Consider the following 1668-nt stretch of genomic DNA (forward strand, 5'->3'; position numbering starts at 1 on the left):
GCGGGGCCACCGCCGCGATCACATCCTGTACGCGCTGCATGACGTCCGCGAAATCGAATTCGGCTTGCGCCGAGCGGATGCCGAATTCTCGCGAACGGGAGATCTGCGAAAGCAGCCTGGCCGAGCGGATCAAAGCCTTGGAGGGTACGCAACCGGTGTTCAGGCAGTCGCCGCCCATTGCGTGCTTCTCGACCAGCGTGACCTTGGCCCTGAGGGCCGCGGCAATATAGGCGGTTACGAGCCCGGCGCTGCCGCCGCCGATGACGATCAGATTACGGTCGAAGCGGCGCGGCTTTTGCCAGCGCGCATAGATTTTTCCGGCACTCAAGGTTTCACTGAACTTTTTGGCAAGCAGCGGAAATACCCCGAGCAGGACGAATGCGCCCACGAGCCCCGGCGACAGAATGCCGGAGAGCGAATGAATCCGCGCCAGTTGCGTGCCGGCGTTCACATAGACCAGCGTGCCCGGCAACATGCCAAGCTGGCTGACCCAGTAGAAGGTGCGGGTGCGCATCCTGCTCAGGCCAAGCAGCAGGTTGATCAAAAAAAAAGGAAACGCCGGCACCAGACGCAACATGAACAAATAGGCGGCGCCGTCGCGCGTCAAACCGGCATCGATGGCTTCGAGCCGGCGGCCAAAGCGACCAGCGACCCAATCACGCAGCAGGTAACGCGATGCCAGGAACGCCAGCGTCGCGCCAAGGGTCGAGGCGAACGAAATCAGCAGGGTGCCGAGCATCAAGCCGAACAGCGCGCCGCCGGCCAGTGTGAGAACCGCCGCGCCGGGCAGCGACAACGCCGTGACAATGACGTAGAGAACAAAATAGATCGTCATCGCCGCGAACGCATTCGCTTGTGCATCCCTGCGCAACGATTGCACGCTGGTACCGAGGAACTCGATGCTGAGATAGCGTTCGAGTCCCAGTAAAAAAAAGATCGCCACGCCCAGGCCCAACACAATTAGCACGGCGATCTTGTTACGCGTCATGACTATCCCCGGATCGGCTCGCCCGACGCCAGGCATCGAAGCGGTTATGTCAGGCGCCGTGTCTTCGGACCGGACCACGGCTCATGGCCATCAGACGGATGGATCCGAGGATTATTACAGTCAATGACGGTTTTGGCGCTTCACGGCAACTTCGCGATCAACTGGTGATGCGCCGTCACCCCGATATCCCCGCGCGAGGCGCCATGCGACTTGCCATCGGAGTGGTACACCACCAGCACGGCGTTGACGCTGGTCAGCGCCCGTGGCGCGGTCAGTGTAATCGCACCACGCCCATCCTTGCCCGCGACGAAATTGTTGTCGACGCCCCGGCCATCGAGCGGCGTAAAGCCGATCGGCTTCTGGTCGAAATGATTCTCGAACAGGCTGTAGACGCCGCCTGGCTTCAGGCCCTTGAAAACAGCGATGACTTTTTCCTGACCGGAGGGCAACGGCATCAGCACCACATCGCCCTTGGCCCCGAACCATTGCCCGAGATCGAAGCCGAGCGCCCGGCCGGTCGCGGAAAACACAGGCAAAGCCGCCGGATCGGCCAGCAAGGCATTGCGATAACCGGCCGCATGCCTGATGCCCTGCGGCCCCATGGCGGCCGGCGCGCCCGGCGCGCGCACGAACACTTGCGGATCGAGCGGCTTCGGTTGGTGCGTCTCGCGCGAAAAAAA

2 protein-coding genes are annotated in these 1668 nt (G+C 62.2%); both read right to left on the minus strand.

Translation table 11 applies throughout. From position 1 onward, the window contains the following. The coding region (locus tag EPN80_RS12625; protein WP_293027587.1) for a TVP38/TMEM64 family protein at window positions 1-988 on the minus strand (988 nt) is incomplete at its 3' end. Between the two features lie 140 nt (window positions 989-1128). Further along, the coding region (locus tag EPN80_RS12630) for a hypothetical protein (protein WP_293027591.1) at window positions 1129-1668 on the minus strand (540 nt) is incomplete at its 5' end.

Source organism: Pandoraea sp. (assembly GCF_004297875.1).
Lineage (GTDB): Bacteria > Pseudomonadota > Gammaproteobacteria > Burkholderiales > Burkholderiaceae > Pandoraea.